Origin of the sequence: Sporosarcina sp. FSL K6-1540, assembly GCF_038620285.1 — a bacterium.
Taxonomy (GTDB): Bacteria; Bacillota; Bacilli; order Bacillales_A; family Planococcaceae; genus Sporosarcina; species Sporosarcina psychrophila.
The window spans coordinates 1,180,244-1,203,523 of record NZ_CP152018.1; the positions used below are offsets into that span (position 1 = coordinate 1,180,244).

General features: G+C 42.8%; 19 protein-coding genes. 5 read left to right on the plus strand and 14 right to left on the minus strand.

Going from position 1 to position 23,280, the window contains the following annotated elements:
- Nucleotides 1-428: 428 nt before the first annotated feature.
- The 9 genes from MKY15_RS05225 to MKY15_RS05265 all read right to left on the minus strand — a co-directional run bounded on the left by MKY15_RS05225 (nt 429) and on the right by MKY15_RS05265 (nt 11,357).
- Nucleotides 429-1,373 (minus strand): L-threonine 3-dehydrogenase, encoded by a 945-nt coding sequence (locus tag MKY15_RS05225; RefSeq protein ID WP_342539198.1) that lies wholly within the window; start codon nt 1,371-1,373, stop codon nt 429-431.
- 342 nt (nt 1,374-1,715) lie between these two features.
- Entirely contained in the window at nt 1,716-2,420 is a 705-nt protein-coding gene (locus MKY15_RS05230) for a DNA alkylation repair protein (protein WP_342539199.1), read from the minus strand.
- 164 nt (nt 2,421-2,584) lie between these two features.
- Entirely contained in the window at nt 2,585-3,775 is a 1,191-nt protein-coding gene (locus tag MKY15_RS05235) for a glycine C-acetyltransferase (protein ID WP_067214080.1), read from the minus strand.
- 78 nt (nt 3,776-3,853) lie between these two features.
- The gene (locus tag MKY15_RS05240) at nt 3,854-4,921 is read right to left on the minus strand and encodes a hypothetical protein (protein ID WP_067213289.1); all 1,068 of its coding nucleotides are present in this window, start codon (nt 4,919-4,921) and stop codon (nt 3,854-3,856) included.
- 100 nt (nt 4,922-5,021) lie between these two features.
- Entirely contained in the window at nt 5,022-5,654 is a 633-nt protein-coding gene (locus MKY15_RS05245) for a YitT family protein (protein WP_067213292.1), read from the minus strand.
- Between the two features lie 126 nt (nt 5,655-5,780).
- Nucleotides 5,781-6,272, minus strand: a complete 492-nt coding sequence (gene ybaK, locus MKY15_RS05250; protein WP_340740914.1) for a Cys-tRNA(Pro) deacylase — start codon at nt 6,270-6,272, stop codon at nt 5,781-5,783.
- A gap of 63 nt (nt 6,273-6,335) precedes the next feature.
- Complete coding sequence (locus tag MKY15_RS05255; RefSeq protein WP_067213296.1) at nt 6,336-6,938, minus strand: hypothetical protein; 603 nt, start codon at nt 6,936-6,938, stop codon at nt 6,336-6,338.
- Nucleotides 6,939-7,038: 100 nt separating this feature from the next.
- A complete protein-coding gene (locus MKY15_RS05260; protein WP_340766887.1) occupies nt 7,039-9,213 on the minus strand; it encodes a DNA topoisomerase III in 2,175 nt (724 codons plus the stop codon).
- 218 nt (nt 9,214-9,431) lie between these two features.
- Nucleotides 9,432-11,357 carry a sodium:proton antiporter gene (locus MKY15_RS05265; protein WP_342539201.1) on the minus strand — a complete coding sequence of 642 codons (1,926 nt, stop codon included), beginning with the start codon at nt 11,355-11,357 and terminating at the stop codon, nt 9,432-9,434.
- Between the two features lie 136 nt (nt 11,358-11,493).
- On the opposite strand from MKY15_RS05265, the gene MKY15_RS05270 reads away from it, so the two are divergent.
- Nucleotides 11,494-12,558 (plus strand): hypothetical protein, encoded by a 1,065-nt coding sequence (locus tag MKY15_RS05270; protein ID WP_067213300.1) that lies wholly within the window; start codon nt 11,494-11,496, stop codon nt 12,556-12,558.
- Nucleotides 12,559-12,798: 240 nt separating this feature from the next.
- Nucleotides 12,799-12,984, plus strand: a complete 186-nt coding sequence (locus MKY15_RS05275; RefSeq protein WP_067213302.1) for an SE1832 family protein — start codon at nt 12,799-12,801, stop codon at nt 12,982-12,984.
- Nucleotides 12,985-13,865: 881 nt separating this feature from the next.
- Here MKY15_RS05275 and MKY15_RS05280 read toward each other — a convergent pair.
- From MKY15_RS05280 to MKY15_RS05290, 3 genes are all read right to left on the minus strand, one after another.
- Nucleotides 13,866-15,323 (minus strand): phospholipase D family protein, encoded by a 1,458-nt coding sequence (locus MKY15_RS05280; protein WP_342539202.1) that lies wholly within the window; start codon nt 15,321-15,323, stop codon nt 13,866-13,868.
- 98 nt (nt 15,324-15,421) lie between these two features.
- Nucleotides 15,422-15,967, minus strand: coding sequence for an RNA polymerase sigma factor (locus MKY15_RS05285; protein WP_067213306.1), 546 nt, complete (start codon nt 15,965-15,967; stop codon nt 15,422-15,424).
- Between the two features lie 348 nt (nt 15,968-16,315).
- Nucleotides 16,316-17,551, minus strand: coding sequence for a CNNM domain-containing protein (locus tag MKY15_RS05290; RefSeq protein WP_067213309.1), 1,236 nt, complete (start codon nt 17,549-17,551; stop codon nt 16,316-16,318).
- Between the two features lie 166 nt (nt 17,552-17,717).
- On the opposite strand from MKY15_RS05290, the gene MKY15_RS05295 reads away from it, so the two are divergent.
- A complete protein-coding gene (locus tag MKY15_RS05295) occupies nt 17,718-19,115 on the plus strand; it encodes a dipeptidase (RefSeq protein WP_067213311.1) in 1,398 nt (465 codons plus the stop codon).
- Between the two features lie 289 nt (nt 19,116-19,404).
- On the opposite strand, the gene MKY15_RS05300 is transcribed toward MKY15_RS05295, so the two are convergent.
- Complete coding sequence (locus MKY15_RS05300) at nt 19,405-19,992, minus strand: nitroreductase (protein ID WP_067213314.1); 588 nt, start codon at nt 19,990-19,992, stop codon at nt 19,405-19,407.
- Between the two features lie 167 nt (nt 19,993-20,159).
- On the opposite strand from MKY15_RS05300, the gene MKY15_RS05305 reads away from it, so the two are divergent.
- Together MKY15_RS05305 and MKY15_RS05310 are read left to right on the plus strand one after the other, a co-directional pair.
- A complete protein-coding gene (locus tag MKY15_RS05305; protein WP_187046033.1) occupies nt 20,160-21,005 on the plus strand; it encodes a DegV family protein in 846 nt (281 codons plus the stop codon).
- Between the two features lie 274 nt (nt 21,006-21,279).
- Nucleotides 21,280-22,491 (plus strand): IS110 family transposase, encoded by a 1,212-nt coding sequence (locus MKY15_RS05310; protein ID WP_342537653.1) that lies wholly within the window; start codon nt 21,280-21,282, stop codon nt 22,489-22,491.
- 233 nt (nt 22,492-22,724) lie between these two features.
- Here the strand turns inward: MKY15_RS05310 and MKY15_RS05315 are convergent, their stop codons facing one another.
- Nucleotides 22,725-23,210, minus strand: a complete 486-nt coding sequence (locus MKY15_RS05315) for an amidase domain-containing protein (RefSeq protein WP_187046034.1) — start codon at nt 23,208-23,210, stop codon at nt 22,725-22,727.
- Nucleotides 23,211-23,280 lie beyond the last annotated feature (70 nt).

Consider the following 23,280-nt stretch of genomic DNA (forward strand, 5'->3'; position numbering starts at 1 on the left):
GTTCTACGTGGGATGTGATCGGTTAGCATGGGATATGATCGGTTCGCGTAGCTTATGATCGGTCGACGTGGGATATGATCGGTTCGCGTAGCTTATGATCGGTCGACGTGGATATGATCGGTTCGCGTAGCTTATGATCGGTCGACGTGAGATATGATCGGGTCGCGTAGCTTATGATCGGTCGACGTGAGATATGATCGGTTCGCGTAGCTTATGATCGGTCGACGTGGGATATGATCGGGTCGCGTAGCTTATGATCGGGCGACGTGGGATATGATCGGGTCGCGTAGCTTATGATCGGGCGACGTGAGATATGATCGGGTCGTGTGGGATGTGATCGGTTGACTTAGCTTATGATCGGCTCGATAAGGAAGTGCCATCTTTCATTCCAAAATAAAAGCCGCGGAAAATTTTCCGCGGCTTTTATTTTACACATTCAATTTAATTTTCAGTTTCGACAACATGTCCACTGTCATTTTATCCAAATCATAGTTCGCTTTGAAGCCCCATTCATTTATAGCAGCTGTTGGATCAATCGAATCTGGCCAGCTATCAGCAATCGCCTGGCGTACTGGATCTACATCGTATGCCATTTCAAAAGTGGGATTTTGTTTTTTTATAGAAGCTGCGATTTCAGACGGTTCAAAACTCATAGCCGTTACATTAAATGCATTGCGGTGAATCAGTTTCGTTGGATCTGCTTCCATTAAATCAACAATCGCCTGTAACGCATCCGGCATATACATCATATCCATGCGTGTTCCTTCTGCAATATAAGAAGTGTATTTCCCTTCTTCAAGTGCTTTGTAGTAAATATCGACCGCGTAATCCGTCGTTCCGCCGCCCGGTTGAGCTACATATGAGATGAGCCCTGGGAAACGAACGCCGCGCGTATCCATTCCGAATTTGTGGAAATAGTAATCGCATAGTAATTCACCTGCAACTTTATTGACACCGTACATTGTCGTCGGTCGTTGCAATGTGTCTTGCGGTGTATCTTTTTTCGGTGTTGAAGGACCGAATGCACCGATTGAACTTGGTGTGAAAAACTGCATTTCCAGTTCGCGTGATACTTCAAGTGCGTTCATAAGACCGCCCATATTGAGATTCCATGCAAATAATGGCTCATCTTCCGCTTTAGCAGATAATAATGCAGCCATGTGCATCATCGTATCTGCACCGAAATCCTTTGCAAGCGCATGCATATTGTTCGCATCTGTAACGTCAAGTATTTCAAATGGGCCATCTGTTGCCGAATCCATGCGACGTATATCTGTCGCCAAGACATTCTCTGTACCATATTCTGAACGTAACTTTGTAATTAATTCTGAACCGATTTGACCTAAAGCACCCGTAACCATGATTTTTTTCATTATAAATTATTCCCCGCTTTCAAACGTTTGTATTTATGGAGAGTACACGAAAATTATATTTTTATAACTTCACTGATTCTATAGCTTTAATTCATTATAAAACGTTCTCCTAGAAAAGACAACATTGTTTTAAACCTCTACAAATTACTACCAAACTTCTCCAGTATAATTAAAGAAAAATGTAAGATTCACGGTGGTGAGATAAATAAATTCAACATGCAACGATATGTGTTACTTCATAATTAGGTGATTTTTAAATTTAACGAATGAAAAAAGCCCCTAGTTAAGGGCTTTTTGTTTGTATAAGTATGTGCTTGTTCGTTGATATTACTCAAATTTTCATTAACAGCGAACCGTTTTCTTTTTCTTCGGTTCACCGCGTGTTAGTACTTTCTCAATATAATCTGTTGCAAGCGGAACTTTACACGCAGTATTTCCGACATCGACATGTACTTTCCCAACTGCTTCTGCAACTTTTTTTGCTTCATCACGGATTTCAGGCACATAGGCTCCTACACAAATGATGAACTGATTCATATTATAGCGCACTCGGTTAGGCGCTTCATGAATGGTGTTACAGATTTCTTGTAAAAATGAACTTATTTCTTTCAAGTCCAGCTCATCCGCTCCTGCGTACGTAATATAATTCGAATAAGTGCTCCAACCGGCAACCGCCGTCATTTCACGGTCAGACCTAATCCATTCCCTTGCTAGTTTAAGCGCATTTGGACTCTCCGCTGCAACCCATCCCACTGCATATTCTGCATTCATATACCAATTCGCCGCGTCTACCCACCGCTGAAGATCATCCTCTGTCATCAGTTTTGGATCCACTGCAAGCGCTGCGAGATACATCGCATCCGAATTTCCAGTGTCATAAAGTCGAAGCGCTAGCTCATGATCTTTCTTAATATACTTTAAGATTTTCTTCAAATCGCCTACACGAACACCGAAAAACGGTTCGGATGCTCCATGATTCAAGAATGTTGTCTTCGTTTGTTCATTGCCGAATTCTTCAAACTGCTTCATCACTTCTTCAAACGTCATCAGGGTTCCCCCTTTTTCTTTTCATTTTCTCCTATTTGTCTTGAAGGATGCAAGTTTAGGTCCAGTCGATTGATTAAGTGATTGCTTGCCATGACTCCACAGCGATCCTTCTAACCCCTAAAAAATCCCGGACAGCATACAAGCCATCCGGGATTCCTCATTTATTATGAAATTACATTCAGTTCTTTACCAACTTTTTCGTAAATGACGAGTGCTTCGTCAATCATTTCTTTGGTATGCGCTGCAGTTGGCATGTTGCGGACGCGACCTTTTCCTTTAGCGACTGTTGGGAAGACGATTGATTTAGCATAGACGCCTTCTTCCGCAAGACGTTTAGAAAATTGTTGTGTCAGCTTCTCTTCGCCGATGATGCATGGTGTGATTGGTGTTTCAGAAGCACCGATATTGAAACCTAATTTCTTAAGTCCCGCTTTTAAGTAATTACCGTTTTCCCAAAGTTTATCATGCAGCTCTGTGGATTCCGATATCTTGTCCAATGCGCCCATAATCGCAGCGACATCCCCTGCAGGAAGTGCCGTCGAGAATAAGAATGGACGTGAACGAACTTTCAGCCAGTCAATCAATTCCTGCGTTCCTGCAACATAGCCGCCGACAACACCGATTGCTTTCGATAGGGTACCCATTTGGAGGTCAATCTCTTTTTCAAGACCGAAATGTTTGACGGTCCCTTTTCCTTTACCAGTAACGCCTGAACCGTGCGCGTCATCGACATAAGTGATCAAGTCGAATTCCTTCGCGATTTTCACAACTTCAGGAAGGTTGGCGATATTGCCGTCCATCGAGAACACGCCATCCGTAATGTACATCACTTTTTCATACAGGCCGGATTCCGTTGCTTCTTTTGCTTTTGCACGGAGGTCGTCCATATCTTGGTGATTAACACGAATGACTTTCGCACCGGAAAGGCGGCAGCCGTCGATAATAGATGCGTGATTTAATTCATCCGAAAGAATCGCGTCTTTTTTAGTCATGACAGCGGAAATTGCCGCCATATTACAGTTGAAGCCCGATTGATAAGAAATTGCAGCTTCCGTTCCTTTGAACTCAGCAAGCTTCTTTTCCAACTGAACGTGGATATCGAGCGTACCATTGATTGTACGGACTGCACCTGCACCGACACCGTATTTTTCAGTTGCGGCAATCGCCAATTTTTTCAAATCTTCGTCTGTTGCAAGTCCCAGATAGTTATTTGAAGACAAGTTAATAAGATCTTTTCCTTTAATTTTAATGATTGGGCCGTTTGGTCCTTCAATAGGGTCAATTTCGTTGTAAAGTCCTTGATCGCGAAGTTCTTTTAGATTCTCCTGTAAAAATGCAGTGAGTTTTTTTGACAATGTAATCTTCCTTTCAAACAAATGATACCCCCATTTTAGCATACGACCGGCCCAATCGTAGTATAAAGCGCATACTTGTTAAGTTAGTTCCGAAAGAATTTTCGATTTTTTTTCAAAAACGGATGGCATAATCGCAGTATCCATCGTAGCTTTCATGCTATTTTCCGCTTGTGCATAGGCCTGCATATAGCCAGCCGCGTCAAGCATTTTCTCCGTGTAGGCTTCGTGAATTACACTGATTTCCTTTTCCGCCTCTGCATCTTCCTCACACATATGCACGAGGTCCAGCAATTCATCCCCCGGATATTCCACATCGTAAACATGTGGATTCGTTGCGTCAAGAAGACATACCGACAGTTCAGGGAAAATAACTAAATCGACTCCCGCTGGATCCAGCCCACACCAGCCATATTGAACGTCAAATCCACGCTTTTCCGCTTCGGAGCCTAGCGCTTTCATAAGTGTCGATTTCCCGGTTCCCGGAAGGCCTTTAATAAGAATTCTCCGTTCCAAACGCTTCGTAATGGATGGGATGAAATCTTGCGCCCCTCCAGATGTCAATGAACCGATTAGCCTGTGCGAGACAGCCGCTTCCTTATTCAGCTTGATTGTTCCAAATAATTCTTCTTTTAATGATGCTATTTTGTTTTCATGAACCTCCCACATCATCCTTCTGATATTCACTTTTTCCCAATCGTCATGAATATCTTTTGCTTCCGCTAGCGATTGCAATGCTTTGCCGAGTGCAATTCCAGACTCAGCTAATTTTTCAACAATTATTCCATTTTGCCCTACCAACTTGACTTCATCATAGACATCGTAAAAGCTGATCACTTTATGCTTACCGCCGATATCCGCTGGTTCGAGTGCAACTGGATGTGACGCTTGTAGAATAAGCAAGTTCGGTCCTTTAACATAAATTGCATCCGTTTTGTCGGGTTGCACAGGATCCATGAATCGATCGACGTCATAGCCACGCTTTAAGTAATGCGTAGTAGCTTCATTCAACACGTTTGAGATGGCGTTTGTCGGTGGACATTTTAGAAAAAACGTTTGTGAAGCCGATGCAATTAGTTTGTCATATTTATGGGAGATACCAGCACCTGTATAGGCTGTCCCCATATATTGGGTTATCGTTCCATACATACCGATCATCCTTTCTGTACATACGATTAACGTATGCTCAGACAATAAAAAAAAGCACGGCTTCGAGGCACATGCTTAAAAATAATTAATGAGTTTCGATTTAAAATAAAGCGTCTTCTTCCTCTTCGCCGATAACTTTCAACAAGAACTTGCGGCATTGTGGCAATGTATAATGAGCAATTTGCCCCAAGAATAAAGCAATTAACACAGTCCCAATTCCAATTGGACCGCCGAATAACCAGCCTATAAGTGCGACAATGACTTCAAGTGTAGTACGAACTTTTTTTACGCTGGCTCCCGTTTTTTTAACAAAGACGAGCATAAGACTATCCCGCGGACCCGCTCCGATATTTGGTGAAATATAGATTCCAACGCCATACCCCATAACAATTACACCCACTGAGAACATCAGTATTTGCGCACCCATCGAAGTGATATCTGGTAGCAGCCAGTTGAATAAATCGATAAAGAGTCCAATTAAAATCATATTCAGCCATGTGCCAATCTGCGGCCATTCTTTCAAAACAGCAGCAGTTGAAATGATAATAATGAATCCTGAAATAATCCCCCATGTTCCAATCGTCAAGCCGAAGTTTTTGTACAATCCGACATGCAATACATCCCACGGAGCGATTCCAAGTTTTTGACCTTTAATCGTCATTGAAATGCCTAGCGACAGAACCATCATACCCACCAAAAAGAATGTCCATCTCCATATTAATATCTTTCTCATATAAGTCCTTCTCCCTAATGATAGTGTAAGTAGCTAGCAATAATAAAAGACACCCACGTAGCTAACGTGAATGTCTTACTTGTAATCTATTCATTGTAACATGGCTTCTATCCTATATACAGACCGTCAACTTTTCACTATGTCGATAAAAAGTGCCTCAGTCACCCTAGCCAACTCTCCGGGAATCAGTTTCATTTGTAATCCTGGTTTACCCGCACTAACAATCATCGAGTCGAGACTTTCGGCTGATTTGTCAATGAATGTCGGGTATTTCTTTTTCATCCCGACAGCTGAACAGCCTCCGCGCACATAGCCCGTTTCTTTCGTCAGCTCTTTCAACGGTAGCATATCAAGTTTTTTCACTTCGGCAGCCTTTGCCGCTTTTTTCAAATCAAGTTCGGCAGCTACTGGTACTAAAAAAATGAATAGTTCACGTGGTCCCGCAATCGTGACAAGCGTCTTATAAACGACGTCCACTGCTTGCCCTGTTTTTTCTGCGACGGAAATCCCATCCACCAGACCGTCATTTACGTCGTATTCCATTAGTTCGTAGATTACATTTTCCCCATCCAAAATCCGCACTGCATTCGTTTTTACTTGCTTACCTTGCTTTGCCATTCGTTCATCTCACCTTTCCAACAACAAAAGGTCGCCATTTACTAGGCGACCTTCCGTATCCATTCATGCAATTTTATAAAAGCTCGGCCGATCGATTTCAAATCCCTTCTGTTTCATTAAAACTTGAAAAGAATAAGATGAAATCGCCTTTTCGTACCGTCTTTGCGTAATGAGTATTTCGCGCTCGAGATCGGAGGGAAGTTCTTTGGATGCCATTTTTGCAGTATCGGCTTCTTCACGTGCTGAGGTAATGTCAATTTCGGATTGAGCCCTGTTGTGCAATATGATCTGCGCTTCTGTCCGCATAATTTTTGCTGATGCAGTTGCTGCAAGATTATAATCCGCCGTTGTCGGTTCCGGTTCTGATATTGCTTCAGCCCGCACATCTTTCCAACTAGCAATCGTCTCTTCAAGCGTCGTTCCAATCGGCAGCGCAATCTGCTTCATTTGTCCTGCGCCAAGCTGCCGAGGTTCAGGCCTCTTCGATTGATCGATTTCAGGTTCTTTCTTACCTATCAACAAAGCCTCTAGATTTTCAACCGTTTTCTGATTCTGCCCATTGTATTGCACATTACGATTATAAGCACTTTCAGCATTCCTGCGCCTGCTTGCATCATATCGTTGTATAGGATCGCTTGCTATAGCCTGGGTCATAACGGCATTCATCTTACTTCACCTCCACACTGTCGTATTTGCATAAATCTATTAACTCAAGTATACCCAATTCATTTTGAAGAATAAACCCTACGAAAGCGCTATAAAGGAATCACTTATCAAATAGTTTCTTTAGCGCATCTGCCATCGCCGTATTCTCCAACTCTTCCGGTGCTCCTTGTTTTTTCATGTACTTCTGAACATCGCGTTTATCAGCTTTCTTACCACCCGAGTTTTCTTTCCGCTTCTCAAATGCCGATAACTTCTCACGGTGACCACATTTACAAACGAAAATTCGCCCGTCGCCTTCTCCGCGCATCTCCAATTTCTTTTTACAAACTGGGCATCTAGCATTCGTCAGCATTGAGACGTTTTTACGATGACCGCACTCACGGTCCTGACAAACTAGCATTTTTCCACGTTTGCCGTTCACTTCTAACAGTAGTTTACCGCAATCTGGACACGCTTTCCCCGTGACATTATCATGTTTATATTTTTTATCATCTGTTTTAATTTCAGTAACGGTTTGCTTCGAAAAGCCAATCATATTTTTCATAAATTCTTCTTTTTTCATCTGGCCATTCGCGATTTTTGTTAGACCTTGTTCCCATTCCGCTGTTAGTGCTGGTGATTTCAAATCTTCTGGAACGAGCTCAAGCAACTGGCGTCCTTTAGATGTCGTGTAAATATCGTTACCTTTTTTCTCCATAACAAACGAGTTGAATAGCCGCTCAATGACATCTGCACGTGTTGCAACTGTTCCGAGTCCGCCTGTTTCACCAATCGTTTTGATAAGTTCTTTTGATTCCCCCTGCATGAACTGCGAAGGATTTTCCATCGCTGCAAGCAAAGTTCCTTCATTGAATCGAGCAGGCGGTTTTGTTTGACCGTTCGTCATAACGATGGCTTGAATTTTCACTTCTTCACCTTTTGTAAATGGTGGAAGTGTATCCGTGTCTAGCTCTTCTTCCTCTGTCGAATAAACTTTTTTCCAGCCTTCATCCGTAACAGTACGCCCTTTTGCTTTGAATGTCTCCCCGCCAACTGCGAGTTCAGCGGTTACTTGGTCATAACGGAACGGACCGAAGAAGACAGCTAAAAAACGTTTGACGATTAAATCATATAAACGTTGTTCCTTATCAGATAAGTTTTGAAGAATTGGCGTTTCCTCGGTAGGAATGATGGCATGATGATCTGATACACGTTTGTCATCAATGACGCCTTTCTGCGGTTTAACAGTGCCAGCACGCAGAAGTGAGTTGGTCGCTTTACGATATGGACCAATATCCACAGCTTTAATGCGCTCTTTCAACGTGCTTTCCATATCTGATGTCAGATGTTTCGAATCGGTACGCGGGTACGTCACCGCTTTATGGCGCTCATATAAATTTTGCAATGTCGACAGCGTCTCTTTCGCTGACCACGACCAACGACGGTGCGCTTCTTTCTGGAGCTCTGTTAAATCAAATAAATGCGGTGCTGGCTGTGACTTCGGTGTCGTTTTTACTTCTATCACTTTTCCAGCATGAACCCCGTCAATTTTCTCGAGTAACTTTTCAACCTGTTCTTTATCGAACGACTGCGTTTGACCCGCTTTATCGTGCCATGTAAACTTCGCGGTTTCCGTCAATGCTTGCATACCGTAGAATGATCTCGGCTTAAAATCACGGATTTGATGCTCACGTTCTGCAATCATAGCAAGTGTCGGAGTTTGAACACGTCCCGTTGAAAGTTGGGCATTGTATTTAACGGTCAGCGCACGCGTTGCATTAATGCCGACAACCCAGTCTGCTTCCGCACGGGCTACTGCTGCCTGATATAAGTTTTCATAAGCGCGGCCGTCTTTTAAGTTGTTGAAACCATCTTTGATTGCTTTATCGGTGACCGATGAAATCCACAACCGTTTAACGGGCTTGCGAACTTTTGCCTGTTCTAGAATCCAGCGTGCAACAAGTTCTCCTTCGCGCCCCGCATCCGTCGCGATGATAATATCTTTTACATCGTTGCGCAGAAGCTGTGCTTTAACTGCATTAAACTGTTTCATCGTCTGGCGGATGGGTACCAGTTTGAACGGTGCAGGAATAATCGGTAAATGTTCAAGTTTCCATTCCTTGAATTCATTGCCATAGCCTTCTGGATCCGCATGTGTCACTAGATGGCCCAGCGCCCACGTCACGATATAATTGGTTCCTTCAAGAAATCCATTTCCTTTTTTATTGCAGCCGAGTACCCGCGCGATATCGCGAGCTACGGATGGCTTTTCAGCTAATACAAGTGATTTAGACATAGGTAAATCCCCCTTCTTCATACATCGATTATACGGGAGAACGCGATTGGATGCATGTCGGGCGAATGAATACAGCCCTTGGCGTAAAAAATCCCCCTAACCGGAAAATCCGATTAAGGGAATTGCATCAATTTCATATTTTACGATTGGTGTTCAATGTATCAAAAGCAATGGCCATCTGCCTGTTACAGATCTTAGTCAGCCACTTGGTACTCCATTCATTTCGCAGAAAGTGGTGCATCTCCCGGAATAACCGGCTTTACCTGCTTTTCTTCCCTCGTAAATAAATCTTCTACTTTTTCATAGGATATCGACGTTTCACCGTTCACTCCATCCAGACGCTCTTTCACCCGTTCAATTGTTTTCACAGGTGATGTGAGCGCGATAATTGCATCACCCGCGAAGGCCTGTGGTTCAATTCTTGGTGTGAAGAATTCAATTGTGCCGTCAGCACGTAAAATGTAAAGCAAAATCAATTTGTCATCCCGCTCACGTAAATATTGTGTGTAACTATATTGTTTTGTAATTACCGTTTTACGAATACCATGCCCAGCGTTCATCCGCTCTTCCAAATCATAGATTGAAATGGCAGGTGAGAACAACGACTGTCCTCCCGTTATCGTGAATTCATTAGCTTCGTTCCCGACGTGGAATACCGTCTGATACAAGTTATTACTTCCGAGATGTGGTGCAAAGTCTGAACAAATATGTGCATTGTACGTATCGGTCTTCGTCATTGCGAGGATATACCGATATGGCGTCAAGTCGAGATGATAGTCGATTTGCTCCGATAGGATATCCCCAACGTAACTATTGAGTCCAAGCTTTCGGGCATGTGATAGACCCGCCCAAGACTGATCGATGAGCAGCACATCATTGCCGGTTTCTTTCACCGATTGGGCAAGCTCTGCGGCGAATCGGTTGCCCCCAACGAGAAGTACACCTGATTCGTCCGTTGTTGTTAGATTCAGCTTCTTAGCCAAGAAGCCAATCGAAAATCCATGTAAGACCACTGTGGAGAATACCAGTGCGAATGTCAGCGCCGTCAATAGTTCTGCGTCCTTGTAGCCATTGTCGAGTAGAATCGTCGCGAAATAGCCTGAAACAGTTAGAGCCACAATTCCCCTTGGTGCAATCCATCCTATTAGAATCTTTTCACGGATGTTTAACTCCGTATTGATTGTTGCAAGCCAAATCGATAACGGCCTGACGATAACTAGCATCGCCAAGACATACAAGATAATATTCAAATTAAAAATTTCGATGAGAATTTGCGGATTAAGTGACGCCGTCAACATGACAAATATACCCGAAATAAGAAGGACGGAAATATTCTCTTTGAATTGCCGTATGTCATGCATCGACGTCATGCGCATATTCGCCATCGTCATCCCCATTGCAGTTACCGCAAGCAACCCTGTCTCATGCATGATTTCATCCGCGAAAACAAATGTGAATAAGACGACCGCAAAGAGTACCGGCGCTTTCAGAAATTCTGGAATACCGCCGCGCTCGAAAGCACTTCCAATGACCCGGGCAGCCCCCCAGCCTAGGAGTACCGCAAAAATAGATGCTGCAAAGAACAACAGCAACGCATTCAATGTCACTTGGCTATTCAAAAATTTGATGAACTCAAAAGCGAATACCGCAAGCAATGCACCAAACGGATCAACAACAATCGATTCCCATTTCAAGATTGCGGCTGGGCGCGGTTTCAGCTTCGCCTGCCTCAATAGCGGTAAGATAACGGTAGGTCCCGTAACAATGAACAGACCACCGATAACAAAGGCAACTGCCCAAGAAAGTCCCGCCAAATAGTGTGCTGCAAGCGCCCCAGCAATCCATGCAATGAATGCCCCAACGGTTACAATACGAGCTATCGGCTTACTAAAGCCTTTAATTTCTTTAAAATCAAGATTCAAACTGCCTTCAAACAAAATAATTGCCACGGCAAACGTAATAATTGGACCGAATAGATCTCCCATACTCTCCTTAGGGTTAATAAGACCGAAAATGGGGCCAACGAGAAGTCCTGCAACAGACATGACAACAATTGCTGGCATCCGAAATTTCCAAGCAGTCCATTGCGATAAAATCCCGATTAAGACAACAAGCATTAACTCGAATAATAGTGAATCGAACAATGGAATCACTCCGTTCCCCAAATGGAAATAATGTTAGTTTACCATACTGGCAGTTTCAGTCCACTAGAAATAGACATATCCCAATCGGTCAATACATAAGGTTATAGGGATGAATTGAACAATCTAGCAAGAAAGGGTGATTCCAATAGACGGACAACAAAAGAAAACAGTCGCCATCCATATTTCCAGGTCGGACGGAAAAGGGACATACCCCGCACGCAGAGCAGCCATGATTACAAACGCCTTGGCTGACGAAATAGATATCGTATACTTATGCGGAGTGGATTCTCCGCCAGTGCCCGAGGGATTTAAAGCAATTTCAACCCCAAGCAATGCGCTATTTTTACAGGCACTCGCGTCGATTAAACCTGATCTACTTCTCCGCGATAGCGGCTCTACTATTCAAGAGGAGATTGAAAAAATAACTGAACTCGTCCCCTCCATCATCCATTTCGATGATTTCGGCGACGGTGGTAAATGTGCTGACCTCGTATTCCAGACATTGTATGTCGAATCGAATGATAGTGCGCCAGATCATTACGTACTTGGACGAGAGAGTTTCATTGCTGACGAACAAATGGCTTCAGTTAAGCACATTGGACTTCGCAAAGCCCAACTGGGACCTCTTCCCCATTTAGTGATTTCATTTGGCGAAGAGGATGAAGGTAACTTGACCTACCGGGCGTTGCGTCATATTATGCAACTTCAAATCCCACTCAAAGTGACCGTTCTCATCGGTGAACAGTATGCCCATGATACAAGTACAATCCGTATGATGGCACTCGAAAGGCGGAATACAACCGTATTGGTGCCTCCGTATAACTACGCCGAAATTTACGCCGCAGCAGATATTATTTTATGCGCTTCTGGCTACATGCCTTATGAAGTCGCTGTAATGGGTATCCCTTGCGTCGTGCTCGCACAGAATGATTTCGAAGTGGGGCTTGCTTTTCCGAAAGAACAGCACGGTTTCATTCATCTTGGTCTCGGTCGAAAAGTAAAACAATCGAGTTTGTTGAACGCCATCATGGAACCCCTCTTGCACGAACCGCTACGCAAAAAAGCGATTGCACGACAAACCGCACTCGGGCTCGGGGACGGAAAAGATGCTGTATGCGAAGCGATACGCTATTACCTCGAGTATCCGAAGCGCAATACTAGTGGCGGCGCAGGAAAAAAAACGTCCGATATGCTACACTAAGGAAAAGCGCAAGCGCCTTGGTAGACCCGAAAAGCGCTGGAGGGCCTTAAGATAAAGGCGCTCTTTGCCTTTAACTTAAGGACTGAAGCGACAGAGGAAGGCAGCTTAGAATCGCGACATCCTGTCGCAAAAGCTGCATGACCCACGTCCTGTGGGCCCAGGGGCTAGGCGCTGGAGTCTAGACACTAGGTTAAAAAACTTATACTTTCTAACTTTTAAAAAAGCTGAGGTGTTTTTCTGATGAACAAACGTCAAGTAGAAACAGCAATCATGGAACTCAAAATGGACTATATCAGTTTGCAAGGTGATATCGAGAAGCTAGAATCGACCGGTAATGACAGCTTCGTCAAGAAAGCGGAACTGCGTCTTGCAACGTTGGAAGAAAGCCTCGCGGAACTGAACAAGCAACTTGCTGAATTTGAATGAACAAAAAGGCTATCCGGGACAAAGGATAGCCTTTTTGTTATGCATTTTTCCACGTCTGTTGATTAACCATCTATTTGCATAAAATACTGGTGAGTAGGGCTTGGAAGAATCCATTTTCACTGGATCATTTCCGGTTCGCTTTCGGCGAACTAATCACGACATATTTACCGTGAGTCATGTGTGGCTAGAAGTGACTCAGTCATTTCTAGCCACACTTTTTTCGGTAACCCTGTTGCGAATAGTTGCCTGTCGTGTACCTACAATGTTCAAGTGAAAAATGCAGTTATGTTTGAAAGAAGCGAATAGATAACTTTCTATAGGGATTGTAAATGCCCGAAGATACAATTTCGGGCACTCTTGCACGTTAACAATGCGTTCCTTGCTTACTATTAGCAAAGAGTATGCATGTAATCATGTGTTATTTTATAGAAAGTAACACTTCTTTACTAGTAAAAATGAGCAAACCCTAAAGAATATTTCAGCCGCCAAAATTGCATCTTTGGCGGCTTTTATCCAGGTAGATGCCCCTCTATTCTTTCGTCCCAAAAAGCTTTAGCACTTCGTGTACTGATCCATTTGGTGCGCAACGGATGAAGGAACACCCTACGATTAACGACAAAAATATGTAGGGATGCGACAAAGTCGCATCCCTACATATCCAGACATCTCGGTAATCGTATAGAAGTCATCCAATCCAAAGCAATCCAAAATCGACTATACACGTAGCGACCAGTTAGTGTTCATGTTATTCACTGGTTACTTTTTGGTATTCAACAAGTGTGGCATTTTTCCATTCGACTATAACTGCTGGCAAACCGACTATATATCCTATCTAACCAACTATATCAACTCAAAAACCAGCCATAAAATTATTGCCCACTTCAATAAGTCGTCATTTTCAACAATTTCTGTAAACCATAAATACCTCGTTGGAAGAAAGTGAATCCATCTTGAAATTCTTCCACGTCAAGCGTGTACAGCGCATCCTCATTGTTCCATAGTCTACTAAAGTATGTATCTATCTCTTTAGTTAACTCGCTGTCATTCGGAGCAATGATCCGCAGATTGGCTTCTAGATTATAATTATCGAGCGTGCGCTCAGTTAAATTAGCAGAGCCGTTCGCAATGTAGGTTTCTTTAGCTGTCTGAACAACCACGAGTTTTGTATGGTATTGACCAATAACCGTATTGTACCAGCGAACATCAATTTTCCCATCCGTTTCTTCCAGCATCTCCTGTACAACCGGCCTGTTCGGCAATCCAGACTTTTCTTTACCGAAGGAGTTTTCATTCGGGTCTAAAATCATTTTCACATCGACGCCGCGGTTCGCAGCATCGATAAGTGCATTGACAAGATCACGTTTTGCAATGAAGAACATCCCAATTCGAATTGTTTCCCCTTCTTGCGCTTTCGCAATATCTCCAAGAAGCCCATCCAAGATTTTCTTCTCCGTCAAATATTGGACGGCATAGTTTCCCCCGTTTTGTTCCGGCACTTCTACGCGTGGTAATTTTCCACCATTCGTATAGTTGACGACCGCTTCTTCCGCCTCTAAAATATCGTTCAGTACACTGCCTTTCACCTTCAATGCCACATTACCGTGAAAACCGCTAGCGTTATGCGGATTTCCTGATGATACCAGTGCTTCTTTATCTGTTACAACGGTCTTGCGGTGGTTCGCCTTGACATTCAGTAACGTAATGTAAGAAGCCAACGTCATTTTAGGTGCTTCGCTTGACATAGCGTTTGCAATCCAGCTCGTTTTCTCAATATCCAACCAGCGGAATATCGTCCTGTATAAACCAGAATAAACTGGAATTGAATCGCGGAGCGGATCCAAATCAGTGTAGATGACTTCGATTCCCGCATCTTCCATCTTTGTGAACCATTTTGTTTCATAAGAACCGTATCCTGTATTCAACGGATCTGTAATAAAAATAATCGGCATATCAGGATGTTGCTGTTTTTTCTCCACCAGTTTCTTTGTCATTGTTTGTGCGATTTTCGGGAATTCTATGTCTTCATCGTAATAATGATCGAATAGGAAATAATCGAGCACGATAAATTGCTCAGCCCGGTCGATCATCGCGTAGACTTCATCGAAAATCTCCAACTCATGCACCATGTTGTCCCCGTCTTTGTTTTGTGCATAGGTCAAGTCCGTAAACATATCAACTTCGTCAGTCCAGTGCAAATCACCTTCGTATGAAATTCCTTCGGGGAGTTTTTTAAATGTATTCAGTAAAACAACACCTATATAAAAAAGAGCATACACTGACAGCACTATCACTATAATTCGCTTACGTTTGCTCCAGCCTTTCTTTTTGTTCTTTTTCAACACACAACCATCCCCATTCAAACATGCCAATCTATTTATCTAATTTCCCTCTATTACTTTTTTACAAACAAAAAACACAGCCTCCTTTGGCTGCGCTCTTATGCAGTGACGTATTCGTGCACTGCTGTATCTGCAATCATCAGTTCTTTCAAATACTTTTTCGCGCGGAATAGCCGTGATTTAACCGTACCAATTGAGACCTTCATTACTTCTGCAATCTCAATCAAAGAATATTGATGTACATAGAAATACTCAATTGTTTTTCTGTAAATAACATCAAGTTCACCAATTTTTTGCTGAACAATTGATTGAATGTCATTTTGCTCTAGCAATTCCGCAGGTGTCAAACTATCACTCGGAACAAGATCAAGAATCGGCACATCGAGCGTTTCCGGCTGGTTCATCACATGCTTGCTTCTTCTGACGTCTTTGCGGTAACGATCTCGGAATGTGTTCATACAGATTGTTGTAAGCCATGCTTTCATATGGTCGACACTATCCATCCGATCGTTGTAGCGAACGACTTTCACCCATACATCTTGCATAAGATCTTCTGCTTCCTCTTTATTACGTGTTAATTTAAGACATAAATGATATATGTAACGGCCATATTCTTCATACAACCCATTTAGATTTTTGTTCATAACATAACGCCCCCGTCTTCTACCTGTTGTTCTCATTATCGGCAATCGGGACCTTTCAAACCATCGTATTCTCTTTCAGTATACTTACAAACGTGTAAGCTTGAAAAGCGAAAGGCGCCTTCTAGACGCGACAGGCATAAGTCGACCCAGCGACGTGGCGCTCTTTGCCACACAGCTGGGTTGCTTATGACTCAAGCGGCTGGCGCCTGGAGCTAGACATTGAAAAGCGCAAGGCATCTTTCGAAGGAATGCATCCTGTGAACCACCATGTATCGAACGCCGGACACTAGACAAAAAATATCCCCGTAACGTAACCGTTTTACTCGATTACAGGGATATGCATGTTAATCAGTTTATACCTTCACTGATTGTAATTGTCATACGGATAATCCGGTTGCGTTCCATCTCCTCGATTTCAAAACGCAGATGATCGTATGTAAAGCGTTCGCCTTCTTCTGGAACGTGACCAAGCTCTTGCAGTACAAATCCTCCAAGCGTCTCATGATCCATTGGCAATTCAATATCGAGTAACTCCATCGCATCCACGATTTCAAGCCTGCCATGACAGATTAACCTAGTATCCGTCTTTTCATAGACAAGTTCTTCTTCGTCATCATCTGTCTCATCCTCAATGTCCTGGCCAATCATTTCTTCGATAATATCTTCATGCGTTATCATACCTAGCGTTCCACCGTATTCATCCAGAACGATTGCCATATGTTTCTTTTTCGACAGCATCATTTTGAATACTTTTTCAACGCTAGCAGACTGCACTACGTAAAACGTATTGCGGTCAATTAAATCACCAAGAGTCTGTTCAGGATCAATCGACCATTTGATTAACATTTTCGAATAAAATACACCTAAAATCGTATCCATACTTTCTTCGTAGACAGGATAACGCGTGTAAGAATGCTCCAAAATTGTGTCGCGAACTTCTTCATACGTCGCTTCAATCGGTAATCCGATGATATCCATACGATGAGTTTCAAGGACGTCGGACACATCTTTTTCCGCAAAGTCGAGTACTTCCTTCAACCGATTCGATTCGTCCATCTCAAACGTTCCTTCTATAGAAGCAATGTCAACCATCGAACGGAGGTCATCTTTTGTGAGCGTAGCTTTCGTTACAGCCCCTTTCGAGATGATGCGGATGAATATATTTGTGAAAAGACCAAGTAAAGCCGTCAAAGGTGTTAGTAACTTCACAAGCAGTGTAATTGACGGTGTAACCATATAAGCGACTCGCTCGGAAAAAGTCGCTGCAATCGTTTTTGGCAATACTTCGCCGAAGACAATGATAATAACTGTCAGAATTCCGGTCCAGATTCCGACGCTTAGCCCCTTGTCGATTGCTATCATTGTAACTAAAGTTGGCATTAGAATATTCGCAGTATTATTCCCGATAAGTATTGCTGTAATCATACGGTCCGGTTTCGAAATCAGTTTCTGCAGCTTAATCGCATGCCTGTCTCCCTGATCTGCTCGAAACTGGACCTTTCTCCTGTTTACTGCTGTAAGTGCTGTTTCACTTCCTGACAAGTAAAAAGACAGGAATAAAGATAATCCAAGTGCGATAAACAAAAGCGATTCCTCCCGGAAATAATTTCATATTTATATATTCAGCCAATTAATAACTTTCAAACAGCATACCATATTATTCATATTTGCGTTCGTCTTTCTTACTCACTATCTACATCATCTGCTATACTATTTCTATTCACGAAATTATTTGAAATGAGGGATTGTGTTGAATCATTTAGAGACGCTTGACGAGTATTTTAAAGAACAACGGGACGAACATCTTGGACAATTAAAAGACTTCCTCCGTATTCCAAGTATTAGTGCTTTATCCGAACATAAAAACGATATGCAACAGGCTGCTGAGTGGTTGCTGAATTCATTCAAAGAAGCAGGACTTGAAAACCTTTCAATCGACGAAACAGACGGACAGCCTGTTGTTTACGGCGATTGGCTCCACGCAGAAGGAAAACCGACAATTCTAGTCTATGGTCATTACGACGTCCAGCCGGTTGACCCGCTGAATTTATGGGAAACTGGACCATTCGAACCCGAAGTTCGTGATAACAAATTATATGCGCGCGGCGCCAGTGATGATAAAGGACAAGTATTCATGCATGTGAAAGCCGTTGAAGCACTTATGCAAAAGACAGGCGGTTTACCAGTCAATGTGAAGTTCATCATTGAAGGTGAAGAAGAGATTGGCAGTCCAAATCTCGAAAAATACATTGAGGCCAACAAAGACAAGCTCGCGGCTGACGTCATCGTCATTTCTGATACAGGCATGCAAGGACCTGGACAACCTGCAGTTTGCTACGGACTTCGAGGTCTGTGCGGCGTACAAATCGACGTGCAAGGTGCGAAAAGCGATCTTCACTCCGGCTTATATGGTGGAGGCGTCCAAAACCCGATTCATGCGCTTGCAGAAGTTCTCGCCTCGTTCCGTGACAAAGAAGGAACGATTGCAATTGAAGGGTTTTACGACAATGTCCGTCCTCTATTGGATGAAGAGCGCGAAGCCTACCAAGCACTTGGCTTCAATGAAGATGAACTGAAAGAAGAAATTGGCGTGACAGAACTGTTCGGAGAAAGAGGATATTCACACCTTGAGCGTACATGGACTCGTCCTACGCTTGAAGTGAACGGCGTATTTGGCGGATTTTCAGGCGAAGGCATTAAAACCGTACTGCCAGCTGAAGCAGGCGCGAAAATTACATGCCGTTTAGTTCCTGACCAAGATCCAGACGAAATCATTGAGAAATTGAATGCGCATATCGAAAAACATAAACCAGTAGGCGTAACTGTAACAGTCACCGAATTCGATAAAGGGAAACCGTTCATCACACCGTTCGATCATCCTGCAATCCAAGCTGCAGGACGTTCGTACGAAAAGGTTTACAATGTACCAACTGCCTATACACGTGGTGGCGGATCAATTCCAATCGTTGCAGCATTTGATGAAATACTAGAATTACCCGTCGTCTTGATGGGCTTCGGACTTGCGTCAGAAAACTTCCACGCACCGAACGAACACTTCCATTTGGAAAACTTCGACCAAGGACTACGTGTCATCGGCGATTATTATTATGAAATTGCAGGCTTTGAGAAAGATGAATTGAAAAAGTGATACGTGTGCCGGATCCTTCTTGTGAGGGTCCGGTTTTTTAGAACTTAACAACACTTTCAATTAAGTTAACAACGCCTAAATGCAACTTAACAACGCTTCTGTCTAACTTAACAACGCACGGGTCACTAAACAACGCTTTTGAAGAACTAGACAACACTTTAAATAAAGTTAACAACGTCTAAACGCAACTTCACAACGCACGGGTCGCTCAACACCACCGATATAGAACTGCAAAAAAGCCCGAATCGCATTATCAAATGCAATCCGAGCAAAAATTACTTCAATACCATTATGCTTCTTCGATTTCCTCACCGTAATACGTGACAAATTCTTCAAGCGGTTTACGTGGTCGAGCCTTTGGTCTTTCGTCATAATAACCAAATTGAAGCATACTGATAATACGTTCACCTGGTTTAACGCCAAGTTCTTCTCTGAATTTCGGGTTATCCAGGAAGCCTGGTGTTTTCCAGCATGTTCCGATTCCTTTATCCCATGCGAGCAGCATGGTGTTCTGAACAAACATGCTTGCCGCTGCATAATCTTCTAGACGTTCTTTCTGACGAGGGTCCTCAGGGACAATAACAAATGCAACTGCACCCGGTCCTGTGAATTTCTTCATTTGTTTCTCAAGCTCTTCTTCCGAAAGTTCTTTCCATTTCGGCACACCATATTCACGTAAAATATCGAGGAATTTCACATATCCCTTATCAGCAGCTACAACAAAGCGCCACGGATTTCGATTGCCATGATTTGGTGCCCATGCCGCATCTTCAAGTATTTCGGCAATATTTTCCGGATCAACCGGCTGACCGTTAAAGTTCTTTATTGAACGACGCGTAATAATCGCATCTCTGACAGATAAAGCTTGCTCATTCATAACTCATTTCCCCTTTACACATACTTCTTCTATTATACCTTAACCATTGATTTTTAGCGAAGCTGCCTAAATTTCGACATATTTAGTGTTTTCTAAATATGTTCTTATTACTTTTCATGGTATAGTAATAGTAGCGTATATTATAGTGATAAAGGATGATTTTAATCATGATAAAAAAGCCAATTGCGTGGATTGTAGACAGCACAGCATACATTTCAGAGGAACTTCGTCAACACCCAGACTTCTTTTCAGTACCTTTAAATATACATTTCGGTGAAAAACAATTTGTTGATGGTGTAGACTTGAATCCTCAGCAACTTTACGAGAAAATCAAGAACGCTAAAGAATTCCCAAAATCATCACAACCTTCTGCGGGCGCATTTGCTGAACGTTACAAGGTTATTGCGGAACAGTACGAGCAAGCAATTGCTGTTCATGTGTCCGGTAAAATGAGTGGGACACTTGCTTCTTCTATAGCAGGCTCAGAAATTTCGGGATTCCCTGTTACATTCATCGATTCACTTTCCTTATCCTATGGGGTCACAGGATTAATCGAACGGGGCATAGAAATGCAAGACGAAGGTGCAACTGTTCCAGAAATTGAAGCGCAGCTTAAGAAAATGGCTGGCACAATGCATAACTATATCCTAATGGGACAGCTTGAACAATTGTACAAAGGCGGCAGAATGAGCGCTGCACAATTTTTCATTGGGAGCTTGTTGAAAGTAAAACCAATTGTCCACATTACGCCCGAAGGTGAATTACAACCAGTAGACAAAGTGCGTTCCGAGAAAAAAGCACTTCAATACTTGGTCGACAAAGTAGTCGCTGGCCACCATCCAGGCCGAACGAAAATTCATTTAATGCAAGGCAATGTCTTAGAACAGGCAGAGCATTTGAAAACTCTCATCACGGAACAAATACCTGATCTCGAAGTGAATATTGGAGATATTAGCTCCGTCCTTGCGGTTCATGCCGGCGAGGGAACGCTCGCTGTTCTATGGTTTGACTGAACAAACAAAAGCGCTAGAGTCTAGACAGTAAAAAACATACTAAGATCAGTAGTGCAGACCAAGGCATTGGTTAGCACTACTATTTTTTTATATAGTAGAGGTGAAGAATAGGTCGTGGCAGCTTTGGGGTCTTGAATCCGTATAAAAAACCGACCTACTTCACTCCCCTTATTTGAATCAGGTTTAAGTATGTTGGATCCATCGAGATCGTGTATAAGAAATGGGAATCGATAAGGTGAAGGTGAGGTCTTTAAAACACACAAGGAGGGTGAATATGAAACACGTCATCGCATTTGATGTCAGTATGGGAAAGAGCTATATGGTCGTTTATAACGCGCTGAAGAAGTGTGAGTTGGAGAAAGAAATCGAGCACAATCGTCCCGAGTTCATCGAACTCAAAGTTTTGATCGATGACTTAATTGACGGATATGGAGAGCATCCTCACATCGTATTTGAAGCGTCAGGTGTCTACTCAAGGCCTCTGGAACGTTTTATGATAGAGAACAAATACAGGTATTGTCTTTTAAATCCCTTGGAAGCAAAACTCCAATGCGATTCTTTGCGTATGCACAAAACGGATCGAAGTGATGCACATCAATTGGCACTCACACACTTTACGACCGAAAGACGGATTGAAACAGTGTCGGATGATGTTTACAGACAACTGAAACGAATGTCTAGGCATTACAGTGAATTGGACGATGAATTGAGCGTCGCCCGGAGCCGAATGCATAAGGTCATTCAGGAAACCTTTCCTGAGCTCGAGAAGATATTCACAACCAAATCCGAGCTATTCCTGAACGTAGTACAATTATATCCGCATCCAGATCTTGTCATAAATCAATCAAAGACGGTCATTAAAAATCGGATACTTGCCAATACAAATAAACGATTGTCCGTTAAAAAAGCGGAGGAAAAGGCAGTTGAACTACTCAAGGCAGCAAAACAATCTTACCCAGCCGCCTCTTCAACTGATGTACTGTGTGATCAAGTACGTGTATATGCAAAACGATATCAAGAGCTCCTTCTTCAGAAGAATCAATGCATCGACAAAATGGAGTCCCTTGCCGAGGAACTTAAAGAATATGAAATTTTACGTAGTCTCCCTGCTATTGGAGCGAACACGGCCGTCCGAATCATAGCGGAAATTGGCGACATTCGTAGGTTTGACAACAACAGACAGCTAAACGCATATGCAGGTATCGATATTAGACGATACCAATCAGGGAAATTTTTAGCGAGAGATAAAATCAATAAACGTGGGAATAAGCACTTGCGTAAAATCATGTATCTAAACGTTCAGAACATGATTAAACAGCGACGATTCGGTGGAAATCATATCGTGGAGTATTACGATAAATTAAAAGCGCAACCCTACAATAAATGTCATAAGGTTGCCTCCATCGCATGCGTGAACAAGTTGTTAAAGACGATTTTCTTTCTTGTAACACATAATCAAAACTACGACTACAGGTTAGCCCCCTAGTATAGCCGTAGCATCATTTTAACATATTCAAGCCTTGTGAAAAAACGAAAAGTCATTAGGCTTATTTGGTGTGGATCAACAATCAAAATCCTCATAATGCATGAATGTTCATGAAAAAATTTCTTCAGAGGAAATGAGATAAGTTATCTAAGATACTTGACTAATCGTAAGAAAAGCAGTCCGTCTTAAGTTGACGGACTGCTTTTTTACGATTACATTCGCAACTATAGTCATCATGAAAACTGGTCATTAATTTTAAAAAAGATGTACTTTGCATTTGGCGAAAACATATATGAATCTTTGTATGCCCAGAAACGATGCTGTGCGTCGAACGTATGTGCATTAACGAGTGGTGCTGAGCCATCTTTTGCGGTGACGATGGTCGAATGATCGAATCTGCCATCACCTTCAAAATCGTAGACAATGACATCCCCTAGCCCTAATTCTTCAGCTGATGAAACTTGTGTTGCAGTTAATCCTTTTTTCGAACCCGCTAAATACCAACGCAACGAATGCGACGTCGACCAACTGAAACTCCACGTTCCTCCACGCAGCCACCAGCCTCTTTCGCGATTCGGGTAACCATGCATTGGTGCTCCCCCCGCAAGCAAACATTGTGAAATGAAATTAGTACAATCTACATCGAATGATGGAAATGCCGGATTGCGGCCATTCCACCACTGGTTTGCATAGCGAACAGCCGCTTCCCTGTTGTACATGATCAAACCCCTCCTTATTCCATCGTATGAATAGAACAAAGTAGGAATGCCTTTCTGACAAATTGTAGCG